Source organism: Nocardiopsis sp. SBT366 (assembly GCF_001083815.1).
Classification (GTDB): domain Bacteria; phylum Actinomycetota; class Actinomycetes; order Streptosporangiales; family Streptosporangiaceae; genus Nocardiopsis; species Nocardiopsis prasina.
Genome location: NZ_LAVM01000022.1, coordinates 55,194 through 72,178 on the forward strand (window position 1 = coordinate 55,194; position 16,985 = coordinate 72,178).

Below are 16,985 nucleotides of genomic sequence, written 5' to 3' on the forward strand. Positions count from 1 at the left end.
TCCTGGCGTGGACGGAAACCGTCGGTTACGTTCTCCTGGCATGCTCCCGATCGGTACTTCCGGAGGAGACACATGACCCCCGCAACCCCCCGCCGTTGGCTGGTCGCACTGGCCGTGGCCCCGCTGGTGGCCCTCACCCCCGTCGCGCCGTCGTGGGCCGACACCGCCGAGCAGGCCGAACGCGCCGACGACCTGCGCACCGACCTCGACGCGATCCTCGCGGATCCCGCGCTGGAGGGCGCGACCTCCGGTGTGGTGGTGACCGAGGCCGACTCCGGCCAGACGCTCTACTCGCGGGACGCGGACACCCAGCTGCTGCCCGCCTCGAACATGAAGATCTTCACGGCCGCCGCCGCGCTGGAGGCGCTGGGAGGCGAGCACACCTTCGCCACCGAGGCCGTGGTGGAACGCCGGCCCGGACGCGGCGACGTGCCGGAGCTGTACCTTGTCGGCGGCGGTGACCCGACCCTGAACGCCGAGGACCTCGACTCCCTCGCCTCGGACGTGGCCGCCTCCGGGGTGACCTCGGTGGGTGAGGTGTTCGCCGACGACTCGTGGTTCGACGACCAGCGCCTCGTGGACGACTGGTGGCCCGAGGACGAGGCGTACGCCTACTCGGCGCAGATCTCCGCGCTCACGGTGGCCCACGGCGAGCGCTACGACACCGGCGTGACCGAGGTGACCGTCACCGCCGCCTCCGCGGGCGATCCCGTCGACGTGGACCTGGGCGCCGCAGAGGGCTACGTCGAGCTCGACAACCAGGCCGTCACCGCCCCCGCCGGGCAGGGCACCGGAATCACGGTCGACCGTCCGGTGGGCACCAACACCATCAGTGTCACCGGGTCGCTGTCGGTGAACGCCGGACCGGTGGTGGCCGTGCGCACCGTGGACGAGCCCGCCGGGTTGGCCGGGCACCTGTTCGCGCGGGCCCTGGAGGAGAACGGGGTGGCCGTGAAGGGCGAGGTCGCCCAGGGCGAGGTGCCCGCCGAGTGGCACCGGCCCAGGGTGGTGGGGGAGCACACCTCCATGCCGCTGAACGAGGTCCTGGTCCCGCTCATGAAGTTCAGCAACAACGGGCACTCCGAGATGCTGACCAAGACCCTCGGGCGCGAGCTCCAGGGTGAGGGTTCGTGGGAGGCGGGGCTGGCGGCCCAGGAGACCGCGCTTCAGGAGGCGGGCGTGGACACCTCGGACCTGGTCCTCACCGACGGCTCCGGGCTGTCCCGGGGCAACCGTGTCACCGCGAACACCGTCGTCGACCTGCTCGACAGCGCCAAGGACGCCGCCTGGTACGAGGAGTGGCACCACTCGCTGCCGGTGGCGGGCGACAGCGACCCGTTCGTCGGTGGCACGCTGGCCAACCGGATGCGCGGCACCGCCGCCGAAGGAGCGGCGCAGGCCAAGACCGGCACGATGACCGGGGTGAGCGCCCTGTCGGGCTACGTGCAGGGCCCGGACGGCGCCGAGCTGTACTTCAGCATCGTCAACAACGAACACACGGGCGGTGCGCCCACCGGCGTGCAGGACGCCGTGGTGGTCAGGCTGGCCGAGTACGTGGGTAACCAGGCAGGGTCGGGCACGGTCGCCCTGCGCGGCGGAGTCACGGACGGCGGAGCGGTGGAGTGCTCGTGGGAGCTGACCTGCTGATCCTCTGATCCGCAGAGCTGAGCGGAGGGGCCCACGGGAGAGGAATCCCGTGGGCCCCTCAGCGTTGTGCGTGGCCACCCGAAGGGTTCTCCCGTACGAGCCCTGCTACCTCACAGCGCTGCTCACGCCAGGGTCGCCCGGGCATCCCTCTCGGCCCTTTCGGCCCGAACGATCTGCCGCGCACGTGCGGTCGGCCAGATCAGGGGAAGGGCGGCAACGAGACAGAAGAGAAGGCCGAACCCGCCAGCCGCGAACAAGAGGGTGGGCAACATGACAACCAGGGAAAGCAGACCGGCGACGAGGATGGGGCGGGCTCTATCACTATGTCTTGCTAGTGCGGAAGAGAGGCCGACAACCAGGATGAATAAGGGTAAACACAGGGCGATCGCTCCCGCGACCACAGATCCGGGCATGTAGGCTCTTGAGAACCCTGCGGTGAGAGCGAACATGAGGACGCCGAGGATTGCGTAGATGAGGATCGCCGCAACGCTCGACACAATTGGTAGGGGGGCTGCGGTATCCCCTGTTTCGTGCGGTTCCTTCGGATGATCGTCGTTCTTCTCGGAAAGTGATGCCAAAAGGCCGGAAACTGCGGCAAGAAGGCTCGGTGTTACCCACATTGCGTACAGGGACCACGTGGAATCAGCCAGGGAAGGCGGCAGTGAGAAGGGCACCATCACCCAGTGCAAGAAGACGGCGACCGGTATCGGGGAGCACGCAAGAGGGACGAAGATCGACCTTCGGCTCCTCTTTGACCGGTGCAGTCCCCAGCCGGCGGAGGCGGCTGATCCTGCGAGGATCACCGCTGCCACGACGTTGGGAGCCGAAGCGAGTTCGTCCAGGGACCTTGACAGGGCGTAAATGAGGAGAGCCCCGAACGTCCCGTGCACAGTCATGGTCAGCGCGACCCAGAACCGTGCGAACAGGGCGATGCGGTTGTCATCCACTCCGACCACCGTAGCCCATCACATCAAACGGCAAAGGTCTTCTACCTTCCTCCAGCCACGCCGCCCATGTAATTGAGGGCGGCCGATTCCTCGTAGAAGTAACCGGAATGGTCGTGCCTCTCCAAGTCGCTTTTCCCGTTCTGTACATGCTGAGAATCATGGTAATTCCTTTGATTCCGCCCGGGGAGTCAGGGTCGCTGGTGAAGAATTCATCTTCAAAGAAAGAAGTCCCAAAGGTGTCTTCGATGCTCCCGGAAAGGGCGCGCCCCATATCGACGATTTCGATTATGTCCTCGTCCGAGAGGATGACATGTACGTTCTCCTCCGGTGTGCTCAACTCTGCGGCAGATTCCACACCTGCCCCTGGTCCTCCCACGAAGGCGATAGCATCAGCGTTCAGTCCGTGCTCGTCTGTGCGACTGTCTCCGTGACCCACAACCATCGTTCCCCAACTGTGTCCGAACACTGAATTGTGCGAAGGTGTGTCGTTCTCATGAGACGCCCGCAATCCTTCCTGGAAAGCAGCAAGCTCCTCTCCGGCTGCTGCAAAATCGAACTGATCGGGCGATGCGGGATGACCCTCTCCATTCAAAGGGGCGGCATATCCATGCCATGAGATAACGGCAGTGTCCCCATCGGGGATGTGCTCGTTGAGATTCCCTCCGCGTTCCATCGTCTCCGGGACGTCCTTCCAGCTGTTGGTCATTCCCGGAACCAAGGTGGCGACGTTATCGGCGGTGTCAGGGTTTCCCTCGGAGATGATCGCCCGACCAGAGCCATTAGTGAGGCTCCAGGATGTGGAAAGGGGGTAGGGGTGGTCTTCGCCAGAGACAGGGAACGTGAGCCCCCTTTATGTGCCAGAAAGTAGCCAGGAACACACACTTCGCGGACTCTGCGGGAGACTGTTGTCTCGCTGACCCCGGCTGCGCGTGCCACGGTGGGATGCTGTCGCGGCCCAGGGCGCGGGCTTCGGCCTCTTCATAATTGAATCTCGAATGCCTCGGGGCGGAACACCCGGCTCCGGATCCAGGTCGGTGGGTGGCGGGTTCGGGGAAGGGTTGTCTGGACGGTGTACTGCATGCGGTTCAGGGCGGTGTGGAGCCGGTGGAAGTCGAGGTGGGCGTGTGCATCCGCTCGCGGCTGCCGCGATACGCGCTGAGGGGTGTGGGTCAGCGGGTACGTCGGTAGGGACGGTTCTGGGTCGGGGGGGATCCTGGCCGGGGGTGAACACGAACTTCACGGGTCGGCCTCTCCACTTCCGGCTTCACGCGCGTCTCGCTTGCTCCGTGTTGAGTGAATGCGCCATGGGGAGGCACGGTTTCGATTCTCACGGAATTTGTCGCGCTTGTGGGACCGCGTCCCGGCGCCTGGAGCGATCGAATCGGGTGTTACGGGAGGTCACGTGACTGCGGGGCGCTCGGGGGATGGCCGGGGCTGGCCATGTGGTTTGGGCCCCTCAGCGTTGTCCACAGGCTGGAGACGGAGGCTGTTGGTGGGTGGCCCGGGGTGGCAGTGTTGAAAGCCCCCCTCTCTCACACCCGGCTCCTCTGAAGGACGTTGATGGAAACGCTGACCGTCACCTCGGTGTTCGGCATGGTCGTCGGCCAGGTCGTGTCGCTGGTCGCGCTGGTCCTGGTCCTGCTGGGCCTGGGCAAGCTGGCCAGTCGGCTCATGGACGTGCCGTTCAACCTGCCGCGCCTGGCCCTGGCGGCGCTGGTCGGGGCTCCGCTGGGCTCGGTGGGCGCGATCCTGGCCTACTACGGCAGCTTCGAGGCGCTCAACTCCCTCGAACCGGCCGACCTGGACCAGCCCGCGTACGTGTCGCTCATGCTCTTCGCCATGGCGGTGGGCGCCATGCTCGCCTTCGTCGGCCTGGAGCTGTTGTTGCCCCGGGGCACCCGGTTCCGGCCGGTGGCCATGGTCAGGGAGGCCCGGAACTGGTTCGGGCGCCTCGGCAGGTACCGGCCCATCCTGTGGATCCTGGCCCGGCACGGGCTGGGCGGTTACGTGTTGGGGAGAAGGGAGGGGATCGACGACACCTCGGTGCAGCGGCGCCTGGCCCGTTCCCTGGTTCGCTCCATGGAGGAGGCCGGGGTGGTCTTCGTGAAGCTGGGGCAGGTGCTGGCCACCCGGCGGGACCTGCTGCCGCCGGTGTTCGTGGAGGAGCTCGGGCGTCTGCACAGCGAAGTGGCCAAGGTGCCCTTCCAGCGGATTCGCGAGTGCGTGGAGGGCGAGCTGGGCCGCCCCCTGGAGGAGGTTTTCGCCGCGTTCGACCCCGAGCCCCTGGCCGCCGCCTCCATCGCGCAGGCCCACCCCGCGCGGCTGCACGGGGGTGAGGAGGTAGTGGTGAAGGTGCAGCGCCCCGGGATCGTTCCGGTGGTCCGCCGTGACCTGGACATCATCCGCAGGTTGGCCCGCCGCTTCGACGAGTACACGGACTGGGGGCCCGCGATCGGGGTGCTCGACCTGGCCGACAGGTTCGCCGGGGCCTTGTTGGAGGAACTCGACTTCGAGGTGGAGGCCGCCAACATCGCGGCCGTCGCGGACGCCACGGGTGGTTCGGAGGTGCGCATCCCGCGCGTGTACGAGGCCTACACCGGTCGTCGGGTGCTGGTGATGGAGCGCCTGCACGGCACCCAGGTGGGCGGCGGGGACCTCTCGGCGGAGGAGGCGGAGCGCATCGCCCGGGTCCTGCTGGACTGCTTGTTGGAGCAGGTGCTGATGAGCGGGATCTTCCACGCCGACCCGCATCCGGGCAACATCCTGGTGCTCGACGGGGGCGGCGTGGGTCTGTTGGACTACGGGTCGGTGGGGCGTCTGGACGCCCGGACCCGGGAGGCCCTCCAGATGATGCTGCTGGCCATCGACCGGGGCGACGCCGTCCTGCTGACCGACACCCTGTTGGACGTGGTCGACGACCCGGGGGAGATCGACGCGGAGCGGCTGCGTCGTTCGCTGGGGCAGTTCATGGCGCGTTACCTGCACGGGAGCACCACCGCGAGCATGCGGATGTTCACCGAGCTGTTGATGCTGGTCACCCGGTTCGGGCTGGTGCTGCCCGCGGAGCTGGCCGGGGTGTTCCGTGCCCTGGCCACGCTGGAGGGGACGCTCGTGCACCTGTCGCCCGGGTTCGACACGGTGGCCGAGGCCAAGCGGTACGCCGGGGCGCGGATGTCCGAGCAGCTGGGCACCGGGAACCTGCGCGAGATGGCGTCCGCGGAACTGATCGCCCTGCTGCCCACGCTGCGGCGGCTGCCGCGCAGACTCGACCGGATCACCGACCAGCTGCACAAGGGCCGGTTCACCGTGCAGGCCCGGCTGTTCGCCCACCCCGAGGACCGAAGACTCCTGCGCTCGGTGGTGTGGCGGGCGGTCATGACGGTACTGGCCGTGGTCACGGGGTTCATGTCGGTGGGCTTGTTCAACGTCACCGAGACGCAGGGGGTGTCCTGGCCGGAGCTGGCCACGCACACCAAGGCGCTCAACCTGCTCGCTTGGGTGCTGCTGGCCGCCACGGCCATGTTCGTGCTGCGGTTGTTGGTGGACATGGTCCGGGACGGCGGTGACAGGGGGCGGCGGTGACCGGGTCAGCCGCGGATGAGGCGGCGCAGGACCCGGTGGACCTCCTCGGCGCCCGGCGGAGGGCTGGTGGTGCAACAGCACAGGAAGTAGCCGTTGGCCGCCGCGGCCACCCCGGCCCTCAGCTCGGGGTCGGGGAGGTAGGGAACGAGGAAGGCGTCCACCGCGGCCATCCAGCGGTCGGTCTGTTCGCGTAGAGCCGGGCGTCGGGCGGCGAGCAGGAAGAGTTCCATCTCGGCCAGGGCGTGGGTCCGGTCGGGATCGGTGCCCTCGGCGATGAGGGCGGCGAAACCCCGCAGGGCCTGGTCGGGGTCCTCGGGGAGGGTGTCCATGTACGCGACGTAGGTGTCGTTCACCCTGGTGAGGGCGGCGACCAGGAGGTCGTCGACGGAGGCGTGGTAGTAGGTGACGGTGCTGGGCGGGACCCCCGCTTCGGCCGCCACCCGGCGCTGGCTGACGGCGGAGACGCCGTCCCGCGTGATGACCTCCATGGTGGCGTCCAGGAGCAGGCGCCGCCGCAGCTCGCCCTTGCGGAGGCGGCCGTCACTGATGTTCTCCGGATCCCGTTCCGGTTGATTGGTGCTCACGTCACCATCCTGCCGGTCAGTGCTGGCCGCCCATCTCCAGGGCCATGACCCCGGCGATCACCAGGGCGATGCCGCCCACCTGGATCCAGGTCAGGGACTCCCCGAGGAACAGGACGCCGATGACGGCGAGGAGGGCCACGCCCAGGGCGGCCCACACCCCGTAGGCCACCCCGAGCGGCATACCTCGCTGGAGCGTCTGCGAGAGCATGTAGAACGCGCCGAGGTAGCCGACCACCACGAAGATCGAGGGCAGGAGTCTGGTGAAACCCTCGGAGAACTTCAGGGAGGTGGTGGCGAAGACCTCCAGAACGATCGCTCCGGCGAGCCAGAACCAAGGCATGGGTTCCCCCAGTCACACGGTGGGGTCGGGGTGACCCCGGAAGAAGTTGGTCGTTCGAGCAGGTTTCTCCGGAGAAACAACCTGATCGGATGACCAAGATTCTAGGTCGGGCATGATGGCAGGGCAAGCGCAGAAGCGCTTCCGGGCAGCCCGGAACCCTCCCCCCGGTGGCTCACGCCCGTACCCCCTGGGTGTATTCTCGGCGCTCCCGAGTGCGACAGTTCGCCCTCTTTCGGATAACTGCTCCATACCGATACGCACGAGATCAGAACCTTTTCCGTGCGGGAGCGTCTTACTCAGTGCAGTAGATCGGTTCCAGTTTCAGCTACGGAGGTCCAGACGTGACGGGGAAGTCCCACCCGGCGGTGACGCGGCGGTTCGGCATCGGTCTGGTGGCGCTCGCTCTCGCAGCGACCGCCTGTACCTCCGGTGACGCCGAGACGCAGAGCAACGCCGATCCCGCCGACGCCGAGCCGGCTGCGCTGAGCATCACACCGGAGGCCGGTGGCGAGGAGATCGCGCCGAACACCCCCATCCGGGTCAACGCCCAGCAGGGAGTCATCACCGACGTCAGAGTCGACCAGGTCGTGGTCGGCGAGGCGGCGGCCGAGGGCGATGGCGGAGGTGAGGGCGAGGGGGACGCCGAGGGCGGCCTCTACGCCATGACCGGCACCCTCAACGAGGACGAGACGGAGTGGGTCAGCGACTGGAACCTGCGCCCCGGCTCCGAGGTCGTGGTGACCGCGACCGCCGAGAACGACGCTGGTGAGGAGACCGAGTTCACCTCCGAGTTCACCACCGAGGAGGCCGTCGCCGGGCAGCGCCTCGAACTTGTCTCCAACTTCCCGAGCTCCGGTGACACCGTCGGTGTCGGCATGCCCGTGGTGATCAACTTCGACATGCCCGTCACCAACAAGGCGCAGGTCGAGAACTCCATGAACGTGGTCGCCGAGCAGGAGACCGTCGGCGCCTGGAACTGGGTCACCGACCAGATGGCGGTCTTCCGGCCCGAGGAGTACTGGGAGCCGTACCAGAACGTCACCGTGGACCTGAACCTCGCGGGCGTCGAGGCGTCCGAGGGCGTCTTCGGGGTGCGGAACTACCAGATCGACTTCGAGATCGGCCGAGAGCTGATCGCGACCATGCACGTGCCCGACCACGAGATGATCATCGAGATCGACGGCGAAGAGGAACGCGTCATCGAGGTGAGCAACGGGGCGGCCAACCGTCGCTTCGACACCACGACGACCGGCACCCACGTGATGATGGAGCGCTACGAGCAGCTCACCATGGACTCCGCGACCGTGGGCATCCCCGAGGACGACCCCGGCTCCTACCTGGTGGACGTGCAGTACGCGGTGCGCACCTCCAACAGTGGCGAGTTCGTGCACGAGGCGTCCTACAACGGCAACATCGGCTCGGCCAACACCTCCAACGGTTGCACCAACCTGCGGATGGACGACGCCCAGTGGTTCTTCAACAACACCCTCATGGGCGACATCCTCGACACCACCGGTACCGACCGCGAGTTCGAGTGGGACAACGGCTGGGGCTACTGGCAGAAGTCCTGGGACGAGTGGCTGGAGGGCAGCGAGACCTCCGAGCCGCAGGCGACCACCGACGGGACCCCCGGCTCCGTGCACGGCGAGGACCTGTAGCGGGTCCCGGGCAGTGAGGTAGTTCGGACGAATCCAGGGGCGTCACGGTGCCAACGGCACCGCGGCGCCCTTCGTGCTGCCAGGGGGTCGTTCAGGGCTCGGAGCGGCTCAGCCCGGCGACGACGGCGTCTATGACCAGCTCGGTGACGGCGGCCATGTCCACCGCCTCCGGGTCCAGCAGCCACTGCACCTGGAGTCCGTCCATGGCGGCCAGCACCGCCGTGGCGGCCGACCGGGCGGGGGAGTGGCCGTGCGGCCCCGGCGTGTCCGCGGCCTCCCGGTGCTCGGAGCCGATCCGGTCCAGGACCGCCGCCTCCACCTCTTGGCGCAGCACGGTGTAGCGCTTCCGGAACCACTCCTGGGCGGGGTGCTCGGCGGTGGCGCTCTCGGCGGAGAGCACCGCGTACAGCTGGGTGGTCCCCGGGCGATCGGCGTTGCGGCGGGCGGTGGCGACCAGGTGGTCGAGCATGCCGCTGCCCTCGGGGGCGGGGTCGTTGGTGTCGCGCAGCTCCAGCACCGCTGTGAGCAGGTCGGTCTTGGACCCGAAGTGGTGCAGCACCCCGGCGGGGGTGATGTCGAGCATCGCCGCGATGTCGGCCAGCGAGGTGTTGTTGAAGCCCTGGGAGGCGAACGCGTCGGCGGCGGTGCGCAGGATCTGTTCACGCCGGTTCACCCGTCGGCGCGGTGCGCGTTCGGGTGGACGCCCCTCCTCCGAACGCGTCCGCGTGGGGGTCGTCTCGCTCATGCCTGCTCTCCACTTCCTTGTACCGCGCGGGTACTCCGGGCCGGTTACGGGGGGTGCCCGCCCTCACCCCACGCTATCGAGGATTTCCGTTCGCCTCTTGCTTAATGAACATTCAGTAACTAGTCTCTCGGCGCAGTGGACGCAGATCACACGAACAAGGGGCTCCATGACTTCGGAACCGAACGAGCGCGTCGCACGGCTGTCCCTGGAGGACAAGGTGCGTCTGCTCACCGGGCGCACCGGATGGATTCTGCACGGGAACCCGGACGTCGGCCTTCTTCCGATCACCGTCTCCGACGGCCCGGCGGGGGTGCGCGGCACGGAGGCCACCCAGGACGAGCACTCGGCCAGTGCCCCCAGCCCCACGGCGGTCGCCGCCGCCTGGGACCCCGAGCTCATGGAGCGCGTGGGCCGCTTCTTCGCCGCCGAGGCCCGCCGCAAGGACGTCGACGTGGTCCTGGCCCCGGTGCTGAACCTCCACCGCTCCCCGGTCGGCGGCCGTCACTTCGAGTGCTTCTCCGAGGACCCCCTCCTGACCGCCGAGCTCGGAGCCGCCTTCGTCCGCTCCCTCCAGAGCGCGGGGGTGGGTGCCTGCCCCAAGCACTTCATCGGCAACGAGACCGAGCGGGAGCGCACCGCCTACCACTCCCGCATCGACGAGCGCACCTTCCGCGAGGTCTACCTGCCGCCCTTCAAAGCGGTGGTGGACGCCGGGGCCTGGATGGTCATGGCCGCCTACAACGGGGTGGACGACGGCTCCGAGGCCGCCAGTATCACCGACCACCGCGGGCTCCTCACCGTCCTCCTCAAGGGCGAACTCGGCTTCGACGGGGTGGTGTGCAGCGACTGGACCGCCGCGCGCAGCACCGCGCCGTCGGCCAACGCCGGGACCGACCTCGTGATGCCCGGACCCGACGGTCCCTGGGGCGAGGCCCTGGTGGCGGCAGTCCGCTCGGGCGAGGTCCCCGAGGCAGTGATCGACGACAAGGTCGCCCGGCTGCTGCGGCTGGCCGAGCGGGTCGGGAAGCTCGACCGGGACACCTCCCCGGCGGTGGAGGGCGAGGACGAGCGGCTCCTCCTGCGCGAGGTCGGTTCACGCGGTCACGTGCTACTGCGCAACGAGGGCGGCGTCCTCCCGATCGCCGCCGAGCGGGTCCGTAGCGTGGCGCTGATCGGCCCCAACGCCGTGGACGCCTACACCCAGGGCGGCGGCAGCGCCCACGTGAACTCCGAGTACCTGGTCAGTCCGGCAGAGGGGCTGCGCGAGGCGCTGCCGGACGACGTGGAACTCACCCTGGTACGCGGAGGCGACCCGCGGCACCACCTTCCGGTGGTGGCGCGACAGCACCTCACCGGGGTCGCCCTGACGCTGTTCGACGCCGCTGGGGCGACCGTGGAGGGGCCCGAGATCGCCGGTGGGGCGCTGCACGCGGGGGCGCCGAAGGAAGCCGTGCGCGCCGTGCTGGACGCCGAACTCACCCTCACCGAGCCGGGCACCCACCACGTGGAGATCGCTGCCGTGGGCTGCCACACCAGCCGGATCGACGGCGAGATCGTCAGCGGGAGCGCCGCCCCGGCCTCGGTCGACGACATCCTGGAGTCCCGTCACTCCCACCCCGACGCCCCCCGCGTGGAGGTCGAGGTGGCCGAGGGCGCGCCGCGCACGCTCCGGATCGGGGTGGAGGTGGAGGTCGGCGACTTCGGCGGTTTCGGCCGTGCGGTCATCGCCCAGCTCCGCCACCAGCCCCCCGGCATGACCGTGGAGGAGGAGATCCAGGAGGCGGTGCGCGCCGCCGAGGCCGCCGACGTCGCGGTGGTGGTGGTCGGCACCAACGACGAGGTCGAGTCCGAGGGCTACGACCGGCCCACCCTGGACCTTCCCGGCAGCCAGGACGAACTGGTCCGCCGGGTCAGCGCCGCCAACCCGAACACCGTGGTCGTGGTCAACGCCGGAGCCCCGGTCCTGCTGCCCTGGCTGGACGAGGTCCCCGCCGTCCTGTGGTCCTGGTTCGGGGGCCACGAGTACGGCCACGCCCTGGCGGACACCCTCACCGGACGGTCCGAGCCCACCGGCCGCCTGCCCTGGACCCTGCCGCGCGACCACGACGACGTCCCGATCATGGACACCCGCCCGGTGGGCGGCGTGATCACCTACGACGAGGGGGTGTTCGTCGGCCACCGCGCCTATGACCGGGACGGTGTGGAACCCCACCGCCCCTTCGGCTTCGGCCTCGGCTACACCGACTGGGAGATCACCGGTGCCGCACTGGCCGCCGACTCCCTCGGGGCCGGGACCCTCGTCGACGGCCTGGCCCCCGAGCCCCTCACCGTCGCGGTCACCCTCACCAACACCGGTGCCCGGCCCGGCCGCCACGTGGTGCAGGTGTACGTGGAGCCACCCGCCGACGGAGGCCCGACCCGACCGGTCCGTTCCCTGGCCGCCTTCGCCTCCGTGCACGCCGCACCGGGGGAGGAGGCCACGGTCAGCCTCGAACTCCCACCGCGCAGCCTCGCGGTCTGGGATCCCGTAGCTCACTCCTGGCGCACCCCGGAGGGCACCTACCACCTAGCGGTGGGCTCCTCCAGCCGTGCCATCGCGCACCGTCTCCGTTTCGACGTGGGCTGATCCCCCTCCCCCCAGCAGGTTTTCCCCAAGGAACCGGCCTGGGCCACGGGTTCCGTCGCGGCGCTCGGCGGCTGCGCGGCCCCCACCAGGGCAACTGGGACCGGAACCGCGCCGCGGGGACGCCGGGGTCACGCCGCAGTGGAGACGCGGCGACGGAAGAGCGTGTAGTCGGCGCCGCCCCTGAAGCTGGTGCTGCTCAACCGCTCGAAGCGCGCGGGGTCGAAGGCCGCTCCCTCGAAGAGGGGGCGGCCGTTCCCCGCGACGACGGGGTAGCGCTTGATCACGAGTTCGTCGATCTCGGGGAGCAGGTACCCGGCCATGGCCGGGCCGCCGACGGTGACGATCCCCAGGGGGCTCTCCTCCTTCTTGAGTGCGCGGACGGTCTCCAGCGGGTCCGTGGCCACGACGGTCACGTTGGGGTCGACGTCCGTGGGCAGACTCCGGGAGAACACGATCTGGCGCATGTGGTCGTAGGGGCTGGTCACGCCCTCGTCCAGGGCGACCTCGTAGGAGCCGCGGCCCTGGAGCATGGTGTCGAAGTGCTTGTTGGGAACGTCCAGACCCAGGTGGCCGCGTGCCACGGTGGGGAGGAGTTCGGGGTACTCGTCGACGTGGAACTGGCCGTTGTCGCCGAGCTCGCCGCCGGGGTCGGGTGCCTCGTAGAAGTCGTGCGAGTTGTCGGGGCCACAGGCGTAGCCGTCGATCGATACCGCGACGAAGTAGGTGAGGGTTCGCATGTGTCTCCTTGGAAGGGGTACTGCCTGGGCCGGATGACCACTATGATTGAAGTACTTCAATTAAAGTACTCCACGCATAGTGGTTTGCCAAGCGCTCGCGTGGGATTTCGGCGCACGAAAGGGAAAGCACATGGTCAGGAACCCGGGGCGGCGCGCCGCGCTGCTCGACGCCGCCATCGACACACTCGCCGAGGAGGGAGCGCGGGGGCTCACCTTCCGGGCCGTGGACACCCGCGCGGGTGTGCCAGTGGGAACGGCCTCCAACTACTTCGCCAACCGTGAGGACCTGCTCGCCCAGACCAGCATCCGCACCTACGAGCGGTTCATGCCCGAGCAGCAGGAGTGGGAGAACGTGCTGGAGGGGCCCCGGGACCGCGCCAAGATCGCCGAGGTCATGCGCGCCACGGTCACGCGCCTGGCCGCGAACCCGAACGTGTACCTTGCCACGCTCGAACTCCAGCTGGAGGCCACCCGCCGTCCGGAGCTGCGCGCCGACCTCACCGCGCGGGTCCGCTCCGACCTGGACGCCAACATCGCCTTCCACGAGCAGAGCGCCATGCCAGGTGGCCGCGACACGGTGCTGGTGCTGTACCTGGCCATGAACTGGCTGGTCACCGAGCACCTGACGCTGCCCGGGGTGCTGGCCCCCGAGGGGGACCTGGAGGGGCTGGTGGACCGGGTGATCGCCCAGCTCACCCTCAAGGGCTGAGGTCCGGCCCCGTGCTCGGGGCCCGGGCCGGGGTCACCAGGCGCGGACGCCGACCGGAGCGGGCAGCCGCTCCGGCAGCCAGGTCCACGTGCCGTCGTTCTCGGTGAACCGGCGCTGGACGCGGCTCACCTCGCCGATCGGGTTGCTGAACACCTCCCGCCAGTCCCCGGCCGCGCGCTCCTCCAGGTAGAGGCTGCTCGCGTCGGTCCGCAGGCGCACCGCCTGGAGGGTGTGGGAGGAGCCGTCGTTCAGCTGGATGCGGTAGTAGGCCATGGGAATCCCCTGAGTGTCGTCCTGGAAAGTGAGGACGGTGGAGTCCGGAACACGCGCGTTCGACGAAGCTGGGGGATCTGTCTCCCGGGTACGGCGAGACCTCGGGGCGGGCCGCGAGGTCGGGCCGGGGGTGTGTTGGCTCATGCGCCAAGGGCGGGAAACAGGCGCGGGTGCCGGGGCACCGTGCTGTCCGCGTGTTCGGACTCTACTCGCGCGGTGGTCGCCACACAGGGTGAACGGAGGAATCCGAAGTGAAATCGGGGAGAACGGATCCCGTTCAGTCGGTCCCCTCGGCGAGCCTCGCCCTGGCCTCCATCAGGGCGAAGCCCAGCAGGTTGCGGCCGTGCCAGAACCGGGGGCGTTCCGCGCTCTCGTCAGGCAGCTCGCCGACACGCCGCTGGGCGGGGCCTGGTGCCCCCAGAAGTGCAGGTACCTGATGCGACCCTCGACCCTGAGCAGGATCCCCACGGATCCACCGTCATGGGACGGACCGGAGGCCCCTTTTCTCAGTCGAACTGGAACGACCGCTTCGCCAGCCCGTGCCAGAAGCCGTCCACCGTGGAGGCGGCGGAACCGTGGTCGTCCAGGCTCGCGCCGAGGGCGACGAACAGCGGTGCGAAGTGGTCGCTGCGCGGGTGCGCGAGAGCGGCGGCCGGGGCCTTGTGCTGGAAGTCCAGGAGCGCGTCGACGTCGCGGTCCAGGACGGCCCGGTGGGTCCAGTCGTCGAACTCGACCGACCACGAGGGCGCGTCGCCGTGGGCCTGGCGGGACATCTCCCGGAGGTTGTGGGTGGTGAAACCGCTGCCCATGATCAGGACGCCCTCGTCGCGCAGGGGCGCCAGGCGGCGGCCGAGTTCGAGGAGGCGGGCCGGGTCGAGGGTCGGCATGGAGACCTGGAGCACCGGGATGTCGGCGTCCGGGTACATCTCCTTCAGGGGGACGTAGGCGCCGTGGTCGAGTCCCCGGGTGGGGTCCTGGTGGACGGTGCCACCCGGACCAGTGGCGAGTTCGCGGACCCGCTCGGCGAGTCCCGGAGCGCCCGGGGCGGCGTAGGTCACGTCGTAGTAGCGTTGCGGGAAACCCCAGAAGTCGTAGGTCAGCGGGGTCGCGTCCCTGGTCGCGCCGACGGTGAGCGGTGCGTCCTCCCAGTGGGCGGAGACGACGAGGATCGCCTTCGGGCGGGTGATGTCACCGGACCAGTCGGCCAGCTGACGGGTCCACTCGGGGTCGTCGGCGAGGGGCGGTGCGCCGTGGCTCAGGTACAGCGTGGGCATGCGAGTCGCCATGACGACCTCCGGGATCGGGGTTGTGGACCGTGTTCGGTTCCAACACAATTGAACGCTCAAGTATTTCTGGGGGCACAGGTCCGATGGCCGAGACGCGCTGGCTCGACGATGGCGAGCAGCACACCTGGCGTGCCTTCCTGATGGCCGTCAACCTCCTCGACGGCGCACTCGACCGTCAGCTCCGGCATGACTCCGGGCTGCCGCACGCGTACTACCAGATCCTGGCCATGCTGTCCGAGGCCCCGGGGCGTGAGCTGACGATGACCCGGCTGGCCCGCCTGCTGCGGTCGTCGCCGAGTCGGCTCTCGCACGCGGCCGCGCGGCTGGAGGGCGACGGGATGATCCACCGGTACAAGCGGCCGGAGAACCGGCGCACCGTGATCGTGGAGATCACGCCGCTGGGGATGAAGGCGCTGGAGGACGCGGCGCCGGGGCACGTGCACGAGGTGCGGCGGGTCCTGTTCGACACGCTCAGCGCCGAGCAGGTGGGGCAACTGCGGGCGATCTCCGAGTCCATGCTGTCCGCGCTCGATCCGCAGGGCGAGGAGCCCAGGTACCCGGACCCCGACGGGGTCGGCGTCCGGGACTGATCCGGGTTCTGTTCTCTGCCCTGACCAGGGTGAACGGGGGACGGGTCCAATTCGCTCGCGCGGACGCTATGTGTTGGCACGGATACGTACTAACATATTGCTTCCCGGGAAAAGGTTGTGACCTCAAGCTTTGGAGCTGGACTCCCACGAGATCCACCTGATCCCGGGATACCCGCTCACAGCAGAACAGGAACAACCATGACCGAATCTCTCAGAATCAGGATCGGCGATCTCACCGCCCTGATCGCCAGGGTCGTCATCGGGGTCGTCTTCGTCATCCACGGCCTGCCCAAGGCCACCGACCTGGGCAGCGCCGCCCAGGGCTTCGAAGCGCTGGGTGTGCCCTTCCCCGTGCTCTCCGCATCCATCGCCGCGGCCGTCGAGGTGGGCGCCGGCGTCGCGCTCGTCATCGGGTTCGCGCTCCCGCTCGCGGGCCTGTCCCTCGCCCTGATGATGGTCGGGGCGTACTTCTTCGCCCACGTCGGCGCCCCGCTGGTCGGTGGCTACGAGCTGCCGCTGGTCCTCGGCGTCGCCGCGCTGGCCCTCGGGTTCTCAGGCGGGCGTCACGCGGTGGACCGACTGATGCCCTGGGGCCGCGTCCGCCAGGCGCGCGGAACCGAGGAGGCCGTGTCGGCCTGAACCGCACGGACTGATTCGGCATCCGTCCTGACCAGGGGCCCGTGACTTCACCCCGGTCGGACTCGCACCGCTGACGCGGCCGCCCACACCGGTGCTGGGCGGCCGTTCGTGCTGTCCGGGGCCAGGGGTGGGGCTCAGTGGACCGTGGATGCCGGACATGCTGGCGTGGCCGAAGGACACTTCGCGTGGCGGCAGGGAGGGTCCGTGTTTCGTGACAGGTTTCTCCGGGTGGGGAGAAGCGACCCAGGCTTCGTGTTCAACGTGAAGCGTGTCGCGGCTGGTCGAGGTGGGTGGCGAAAGCAGCGGCGAGGGAGGGCGCGGCCCCAGGCCTGCAGTGGACGGTGGGGCGTGTCGCGGCTGGTCAAGGTGGGTGACGAAAGCAGCGGCGAGGGAGAGTGCGCCCCCAGGCCGGTGTTCAACGGTGGGGCGTGTCGCGGCCGGTCCAGGTGGGTGACGGAAAAGCGGCGGCGAGGGAGGGTGCGCCCCCAGGCCTGCAATGGACGGTGGGGCGTGTCGCGGCCGGTCCAGGTGAGTGGCGGAAAAGCAGCAGCGAAGACACAAGTGGGGATTCGCCTAGCACACGAACACGACACACAACGGGTTATCCACAATGGCCGATCGG

At 69.1% G+C, this 16,985-nt stretch carries 14 protein-coding genes and 1 pseudogene; 7 read left to right on the top strand and 8 right to left on the bottom strand.

Annotated elements, in window-relative coordinates; translation table 11 throughout:
* Positions 1-72: 72 nt before the first annotated feature.
* Positions 73-1,647: a D-alanyl-D-alanine carboxypeptidase/D-alanyl-D-alanine-endopeptidase gene (gene dacB, locus ADX84_RS09190; RefSeq protein ID WP_049570562.1), complete on the top strand. Its 1,575-nt coding sequence runs from the start codon at positions 73-75 to the stop codon at positions 1,645-1,647.
* A 122-nt stretch (positions 1,648-1,769) separates the two neighbouring features.
* Here dacB and ADX84_RS25980 read toward each other — a convergent pair whose 3' ends face one another.
* On the bottom strand, positions 1,770-2,594 hold the full coding sequence (locus tag ADX84_RS25980; RefSeq protein WP_156208054.1) for a hypothetical protein: 825 nt from the start codon (positions 2,592-2,594) through the stop codon (positions 1,770-1,772).
* Positions 2,587-3,363 (bottom strand): annotated as a pseudogene (locus ADX84_RS25360) (alpha/beta hydrolase); the annotation flags it as partial. The pseudogene ADX84_RS25360 and the gene ADX84_RS25980, both read right to left, overlap by 8 nt.
* A gap of 791 nt (positions 3,364-4,154) precedes the next feature.
* Between ADX84_RS25360 and ADX84_RS09205 the strand changes: the two are divergent.
* Complete coding sequence (locus tag ADX84_RS09205) at positions 4,155-6,176, top strand: AarF/ABC1/UbiB kinase family protein (protein WP_049570578.1); 2,022 nt, start codon at positions 4,155-4,157, stop codon at positions 6,174-6,176.
* A 5-nt stretch (positions 6,177-6,181) separates the two neighbouring features.
* On the opposite strand, the gene ADX84_RS09210 is transcribed toward ADX84_RS09205, so the two are convergent.
* Both ADX84_RS09210 and ADX84_RS09215 read right to left on the bottom strand, forming a co-directional pair.
* Positions 6,182-6,760 (bottom strand): TetR/AcrR family transcriptional regulator, encoded by a 579-nt coding sequence (locus ADX84_RS09210; RefSeq protein ID WP_082206363.1) that lies wholly within the window; start codon positions 6,758-6,760, stop codon positions 6,182-6,184.
* Positions 6,761-6,776: 16 nt separating this feature from the next.
* Complete coding sequence (locus ADX84_RS09215; protein ID WP_049570579.1) at positions 6,777-7,100, bottom strand: multidrug efflux SMR transporter; 324 nt, start codon at positions 7,098-7,100, stop codon at positions 6,777-6,779.
* Between the two features lie 341 nt (positions 7,101-7,441).
* Here ADX84_RS09215 and ADX84_RS09220 point away from each other — a divergent pair, with 341 nt between their 5' ends.
* Positions 7,442-8,758, top strand: a complete 1,317-nt coding sequence (locus ADX84_RS09220; RefSeq protein ID WP_049570580.1) for an Ig-like domain-containing protein — start codon at positions 7,442-7,444, stop codon at positions 8,756-8,758.
* Positions 8,759-8,849: 91 nt separating this feature from the next.
* On the opposite strand, the gene ADX84_RS09225 is transcribed toward ADX84_RS09220, so the two are convergent.
* A complete protein-coding gene (locus ADX84_RS09225; RefSeq protein WP_049570583.1) occupies positions 8,850-9,503 on the bottom strand; it encodes a TetR/AcrR family transcriptional regulator in 654 nt (217 codons plus the stop codon).
* A gap of 166 nt (positions 9,504-9,669) precedes the next feature.
* Here ADX84_RS09225 and ADX84_RS09230 point away from each other — a divergent pair, with 166 nt between their 5' ends.
* On the top strand, positions 9,670-12,129 hold the full coding sequence (locus tag ADX84_RS09230) for a beta-glucosidase (RefSeq protein ID WP_049570585.1): 2,460 nt from the start codon (positions 9,670-9,672) through the stop codon (positions 12,127-12,129).
* A 128-nt stretch (positions 12,130-12,257) separates the two neighbouring features.
* On the opposite strand, the gene ADX84_RS09235 is transcribed toward ADX84_RS09230, so the two are convergent.
* Positions 12,258-12,866 (bottom strand): dihydrofolate reductase family protein, encoded by a 609-nt coding sequence (locus ADX84_RS09235; RefSeq protein WP_049570589.1) that lies wholly within the window; start codon positions 12,864-12,866, stop codon positions 12,258-12,260.
* A 130-nt stretch (positions 12,867-12,996) separates the two neighbouring features.
* Here ADX84_RS09235 and ADX84_RS09240 point away from each other — a divergent pair, with 130 nt between their 5' ends.
* A complete protein-coding gene (locus ADX84_RS09240) occupies positions 12,997-13,575 on the top strand; it encodes a TetR/AcrR family transcriptional regulator (RefSeq protein ID WP_049570593.1) in 579 nt (192 codons plus the stop codon).
* Between the two features lie 33 nt (positions 13,576-13,608).
* Here ADX84_RS09240 and ADX84_RS09245 read toward each other — a convergent pair whose 3' ends face one another.
* The gene (locus ADX84_RS09245; RefSeq protein WP_017547283.1) at positions 13,609-13,848 is read right to left on the bottom strand and encodes a hypothetical protein; all 240 of its coding nucleotides are present in this window, start codon (positions 13,846-13,848) and stop codon (positions 13,609-13,611) included.
* Positions 13,849-14,354: 506 nt separating this feature from the next.
* Positions 14,355-15,134 carry a dioxygenase gene (locus ADX84_RS09250; RefSeq protein ID WP_049570597.1) on the bottom strand — a complete coding sequence of 260 codons (780 nt, stop codon included), beginning with the start codon at positions 15,132-15,134 and terminating at the stop codon, positions 14,355-14,357.
* A gap of 83 nt (positions 15,135-15,217) precedes the next feature.
* Between ADX84_RS09250 and ADX84_RS09255 the strand changes: the two genes are divergently transcribed.
* Together ADX84_RS09255 and ADX84_RS09260 are read left to right on the top strand one after the other, a co-directional pair.
* Entirely contained in the window at positions 15,218-15,724 is a 507-nt protein-coding gene (locus ADX84_RS09255) for a MarR family winged helix-turn-helix transcriptional regulator (protein WP_049570600.1), read from the top strand.
* A gap of 198 nt (positions 15,725-15,922) precedes the next feature.
* The gene (locus ADX84_RS09260) at positions 15,923-16,363 is read left to right on the top strand and encodes a DoxX family protein (protein ID WP_049570602.1); all 441 of its coding nucleotides are present in this window, start codon (positions 15,923-15,925) and stop codon (positions 16,361-16,363) included.
* The last annotated feature ends 622 nt before the right edge of the window (positions 16,364-16,985 follow it).

Coding starts and splice junctions, on each gene's coding strand:
- ADX84_RS09215 (WP_049570579.1), bottom strand. CDS start 7,100: ATGCCTTGGTTCTGGCTCGCCGGAGCGATCGTTCTGGAGGTCTTCGCC.
- ADX84_RS09205 (WP_049570578.1), top strand. CDS start 4,155: ATGGAAACGCTGACCGTCACCTCGGTGTTCGGCATGGTCGTCGGCCAG.
- ADX84_RS09250 (WP_049570597.1), bottom strand. CDS start 15,134: ATGGCGACTCGCATGCCCACGCTGTACCTGAGCCACGGCGCACCGCCC.
- ADX84_RS09245 (WP_017547283.1), bottom strand. CDS start 13,848: ATGGCCTACTACCGCATCCAGCTGAACGACGGCTCCTCCCACACCCTC.
- ADX84_RS09235 (WP_049570589.1), bottom strand. CDS start 12,866: ATGCGAACCCTCACCTACTTCGTCGCGGTATCGATCGACGGCTACGCC.
- ADX84_RS09255 (WP_049570600.1), top strand. CDS start 15,218: ATGGCCGAGACGCGCTGGCTCGACGATGGCGAGCAGCACACCTGGCGT.
- ADX84_RS09240 (WP_049570593.1), top strand. CDS start 12,997: ATGGTCAGGAACCCGGGGCGGCGCGCCGCGCTGCTCGACGCCGCCATC.
- dacB (WP_049570562.1), top strand. CDS start 73: ATGACCCCCGCAACCCCCCGCCGTTGGCTGGTCGCACTGGCCGTGGCC.
- ADX84_RS09230 (WP_049570585.1), top strand. CDS start 9,670: ATGACTTCGGAACCGAACGAGCGCGTCGCACGGCTGTCCCTGGAGGAC.
- ADX84_RS09225 (WP_049570583.1), bottom strand. CDS start 9,503: ATGAGCGAGACGACCCCCACGCGGACGCGTTCGGAGGAGGGGCGTCCA.
- ADX84_RS09260 (WP_049570602.1), top strand. CDS start 15,923: ATGACCGAATCTCTCAGAATCAGGATCGGCGATCTCACCGCCCTGATC.